6 protein-coding genes and 1 rRNA gene are annotated in these 4,870 nt (G+C 35.7%); all 7 read right to left on the reverse strand.

The window, feature by feature from the left end; translation table 11 throughout:
- Positions 1-140, reverse strand: a 140-nt coding sequence (locus I2F17_RS12290) for an IS630 transposase-related protein (protein WP_211140142.1), incomplete at its 3' end; no start/stop codon positions are given.
- Positions 141-433: 293 nt separating this feature from the next.
- Positions 434-733, reverse strand: coding sequence for an STAS domain-containing protein (locus tag I2F17_RS12295; protein WP_196424035.1), 300 nt, complete (start codon positions 731-733; stop codon positions 434-436).
- A 3-nt stretch (positions 734-736) separates the two neighbouring features.
- A complete protein-coding gene (locus tag I2F17_RS12300; RefSeq protein WP_196424036.1) occupies positions 737-1,363 on the reverse strand; it encodes an MlaC/ttg2D family ABC transporter substrate-binding protein in 627 nt (208 codons plus the stop codon).
- A 20-nt stretch (positions 1,364-1,383) separates the two neighbouring features.
- Positions 1,384-2,055, reverse strand: coding sequence for an outer membrane lipid asymmetry maintenance protein MlaD (gene mlaD / locus I2F17_RS12305; RefSeq protein WP_196424037.1), 672 nt, complete (start codon positions 2,053-2,055; stop codon positions 1,384-1,386).
- A complete protein-coding gene (gene mlaE / locus I2F17_RS12310; protein WP_196424038.1) occupies positions 2,055-2,831 on the reverse strand; it encodes a lipid asymmetry maintenance ABC transporter permease subunit MlaE in 777 nt (258 codons plus the stop codon). Before mlaE ends, mlaD begins: the two co-directional genes overlap by 1 nt.
- Positions 2,828-3,646 (reverse strand): ABC transporter ATP-binding protein, encoded by an 819-nt coding sequence (locus I2F17_RS12315; RefSeq protein ID WP_211140141.1) that lies wholly within the window; start codon positions 3,644-3,646, stop codon positions 2,828-2,830. Before I2F17_RS12315 ends, mlaE begins: the two co-directional genes overlap by 4 nt.
- 1,096 nt (positions 3,647-4,742) lie before the next feature.
- Positions 4,743-4,857: ribosomal RNA gene (rrf, locus tag I2F17_RS12320) — 5S ribosomal RNA — on the reverse strand.
- Positions 4,858-4,870: the final 13 nt, after the last annotated feature.

Raw genomic sequence — 4,870 nt, forward strand, 5'->3', positions numbered from 1 at the left:
GTTCTTTTAATTTCAATTCGTTTTTTCCAACTCAAAATTGTATTTTTATCAATTTCAAATTGTGCAGAGACCGCTCGTATGGAATATCCTTCCTCAAGCTTCGCTATCACTTTTCGTCTAAAATGTTCTGAATAACTCATTTTTATATTGTCTTATATTTTTGATTGTTTGACTATATTGTCTAATCGATGGTGTAGTAATGCATCATCTAAACACACACAATACTCATCATAAAAACTTATTATAGAAATGGAAAGTGGACTGCAACATATAAAAATCATGGTTAGAAAAGATTTTGGTATTTATTGCTATCTAAATAATTCGATGGTTTCACTATATTTTGACTACTATTTGTGCTCAGCAAATCAAAAGCAAATAGGCCAGTTACATAACTGACCTATTTTTTTTACTACATCATCAATTGCATATCCATTTACGCAATCATGTGTAACTCATGCTCTAAATGACAAGATTGTATAATCTTTAGCATTTTATTTGGCACAGATTTAAATGCCAAATCACTAACATTTGGCATTTGGCGTAACCACTGTATAAACACTGCAAGCACCAAAGTATTACCATGTTCTAAAGCAGATAGATCGATCACTACAGGAACAGAAGATTGCTTCAAGATCATGGCTAAACCTTGCTTATAGACTTGTTCAGCATTATTAAAATCAATTTGACCTCTAATCACGAGGTTTTGATTCACTACATTAATTTCAGCACGCATGTTCTATTTCTTCACTGCTGCATCTGCATCTGGTTGAAAACTTGCAATTGCTTTATCTAAGTCTCCACCTGAGCGTTGTACACTAGATGCAAACTGATTTCTGAACTGTAGCCCTAAATCAATCCCTGCAACATTGATATTACGAATTTTCCACTGATTGTTACTGTCGCCTAACTGAAATGCGACAGGTGTTTTTTGGCCTTGATTAACAAAATCTAAAGTAACGACCTGATAAGCACTTGCTGATGGACGATATGGACGAATCGCATACGATTGATCTGAATATTTCGCCAATGCTGAACCGTAATTTTGAATTAAACTTTGACGTAAACTTCTTTCAAACGTTGCTCGTTGCTGAGGTGTACTATTTTGAGGTGAAGCATATGTCCCCATCACAATGCGAGTAAAAGCTTGTACATCAACATAAGGTTCTAAATTTTGCTTCACAATAGCATTAACAGCAGCAGGATTATTTTGCAATTGTCCATGTTCTGCTTTTAAGCGGTTAATCAGGCCATCAGCAACCGTTTTAATAAAATCATTCGGTGCTTGTGCAGGTGCGGCTACCGCAGTACCCACACTTGCAACTAAAGCTGTTGTTACAAATAGATGTTTAAATATATTGGTCAAAATATTCACTCCTAAAAATTCTACTCAGTAAACGATGCTTGAGTATCTTTTGATGCCGATACAGATGAGCTATCAGAGCCACTTTGGCTCGGACTAGATTTACCCATACCTGTGACAAACTTGCTAATTAAATCTTCAAGATCCATCGTGCCTTGCGTATTATTAATACTTGAACCAGGTTTTAAATAATTTAAACCACCACCTGGTATAATTTTCAAATATTTTTCACCCAATAAACCATTGGTTGCCACCATAATATAAGCATCTGAATCTATATTAGTAATAGATTTCATGCTGTCTAACAGTTGCTTTTCCATATCTTTTTGTTTCTGAGCATTGGCTTGTTGGTAATCATCACTATAGCGTAGCTCTGCTAACGAGTCTTTTTCTACAGATTTTAATTGATCTGGTGAAAATGTTGTTAAATTCTTATCAAGTGCAAATGTCACTTTTGCCAACCGAGATACTGGATCTAAACTAATTTCATCAACACGGCCAATGGTTACACCACTCATAGATACTTTAGCTCTATTTTTCAATCCATTGACATTATCAAATGTTGCTGTCATTTGATACGTTGCCCCTAAACTACTGCCTGCTAAACCACTGACTTTCATTGCTAAAAAAAATAATGCCAAGCCGAAGATAATTACAAAAACACCTACGGTCAATTCACTCACACGAGCTTTCATTACACGCCTCCAAACATGACCGCAGTCAACACAAAATCAAACCCTAAAACACATAACGATGAATAAACAACTGTTCTTGTTGTGGCAGTCGCAATACCTTCAGAAGTGGGATTACATGCATAACCTTGATACACTGCAATCCATGTACACACGACTGCAAAAATAATACTTTTAATCACACCATTTAACACGTCATGAGAAAAGTTAACGCTACTTTGCATTCCACTCCAGAATGACCCCTCATCGACTCCTAAAAAGTCAACACCAACCAATTTACCACCGAAAATACCTACAGCCGCAAAAATTACAGTCAGCATCGGTAAGCTTACAATTCCAGCCCATAATCGAGGTGAAACAATACGCTTTAATGGATCAACACCAATCATCTCCATACTCGAAAGTTGCTCAGTGGCTTTCATTAAACCAATTTCAGCCGCCAAAGCAGAACCTGCACGACCTGCAAACAACAACGCTGCAACCACAGGAGCTAATTCTCTTAACAAAGTTAATGCAACCATTGTACCCAACATAGATTCACTGCCTACATTGACCAATATCGTGTAACCTTGTAAACCAATCACCAACCCTATAAATAAACCAGATACCACAATAATCAGGAGTGACAACACCCCAACTTTATACATTTGTTGTATAAATAAACGAATACCTATCAGACTTGGCTGTGAAAAAATAATTTGAAACAGTAATAATGTTGCAACACCAATACCACGGACTGCATCAATGACATAACGACCTAACAAGGCTATCGCATTCAAGACTTCACCTCTTGATTTAAATATTTAGTCGAATTAAATTGGAATCCAACAGGGCCTTCAGCACGACCATTTAAAAATTGTTGTACAAATGCGGACTCATGTTGCATTAACTGTTCAGGCGTGCCCTCTCCTTGTACAGCACCATCTGCAACAATATAAATATAATCTGCAATAGACATCGTTTCTTTTACATCATGCGACACAATAATTGTCGTCAGATCCAAAGCATCTCTCAAAGATCGAATCAGACGTGTCAGAACTCCCATCACAATGGGGTCTTGCCCTGCAAAAGGTTCATCATACATAATCAGATCAGGGTCAAGTGCAATTGCTCTTGCAAGTGCAACACGCCTATTCATCCCACCAGACAATTCAGATGGCATTAACTGCTCTGCACCTTTTAAACCAACTGACTCTAATTTAAGTGCAACGAGCTCTTTAATTAAATTCTCAGGTAGTTGAGTATGAGCACGGATTGGAAAAGCAACATTTTCATACACTGTCATATCTGTAAACAATGCACCACTTTGAAAGAGCATTCCCATTCGTGCACGTGCGGCAAATAAATCATGACGATTCATTGTGGAAATATCGATATTATCTAAAAATACCGTTCCTTGATCAGGAGACAGTTGACCACCAATTAAACGTAATAATGTCGTTTTACCTGTACCTGATGGCCCCATAATTGCAGTAATTTGACCACGTCTAATTTCCATATCGACATTTTGATATATAATTCTATCACCACGCTTAAAGCTTAAATTCTTAATACGGATGAGTGCATCTGAGAATGACGATGCAATATTATTCATAATACGTACCCCATTCCTATTTTAATCGCTAGCATAATGAGGATATTTTATTCTATCTAGATTATTTTGACAGTAAAATTATTAGTTTTTAAAATATGTCTCACATTAAACTATTTTTCTATTCACTTTAAAATATCGATTCAACATATCAAAATGTATGACCAATAAATATATGAAAGTTTTAAACTCAAAGCCTACATGTTTAGATTTATTTTAATCGAGCTATGTGATTCACAAAATCACTCGATCACAAAGGCCTACTTTTTTACCTGCTCGACCTGTTAGTCTTGTAGTTAAACACATTAAAGTAAATCATCAACAATCAAACTTCTAAAGATCCCAAACACAATATCTAGGGAAATAAGGAAACACATCTAAATTAACTTTGCAGTCGAATAAACCAACTTCAAACAACTGATCTTGATACAAACTTGTTCCTTTAATTACCAATTAAATGATTCATAAGATGGTGTTCATTCTTGAAAATGACCATGAAATAGATGACTATGTAATTTAAAGCCACTCTCGTCAAAATAAACAATAGGCTGTTTTTATTGAATCTGATTTAAAACTTTAAATTTGAATAGTTTTTTAGCTTACCAATGGCGTCATGTTTTCTTTAATTTTGATTCCTAAACCTTTTAATACATCACCAATAGATGATCTTGAGAAAACACCTACAACGCACTCATATTGATAACCATCGGGGTATTTTTAACATTTATAGGTAGTGCACCATCATTAATTTTAAAAAATTTACGAGGGTGCATTTTTAACCTCGATTCATTTTTTCCAACTCAAAATTGAGTTTTTATCAATTTCAAATTGTGTAGCAACCACTCATATAAAATACCTTTGCTCAAACTGCACTATAACTTTTCGTCTAAAATGCTCTGAATAGCTCATTTTTATATTGTCTTATTTTTATCGATATGAGTATGTTCTTGAACTGGGATGATGTGTTGTGGGTAGATGTTGTGTTTTTTTCTTTGAGTGTGGGTTGTAGATATTGTATGTACAGTAGATGTCATTTGGATTTATAAAAATGTAAGGCTAAAAAAAAGCCCCCTCGTTAGAGGGGGCTTTTAGAATAAGATGCTGGCGATGACTTACTCTCACATGGGTAACCCCACACTACCATCAGCGCGAAGAGGTTTCACTTCTGAGTTCGGGAAGGGATCAGGTGGTTCACTCTTGCTATAGTCGCCAGCATAACTGTTGATG

It is taken from the genome of Acinetobacter baretiae (genome assembly GCF_015627105.1).
Classification (GTDB): domain Bacteria; phylum Pseudomonadota; class Gammaproteobacteria; order Pseudomonadales; family Moraxellaceae; genus Acinetobacter; species Acinetobacter baretiae.

Coding starts and splice junctions, on each gene's coding strand:
- I2F17_RS12295 (WP_196424035.1), bottom strand. CDS start 733: ATGCGTGCTGAAATTAATGTAGTGAATCAAAACCTCGTGATTAGAGGT.
- mlaD (WP_196424037.1), bottom strand. CDS start 2,055: ATGAAAGCTCGTGTGAGTGAATTGACCGTAGGTGTTTTTGTAATTATC.
- I2F17_RS12315 (WP_211140141.1), bottom strand. CDS start 3,646: ATGAATAATATTGCATCGTCATTCTCAGATGCACTCATCCGTATTAAG.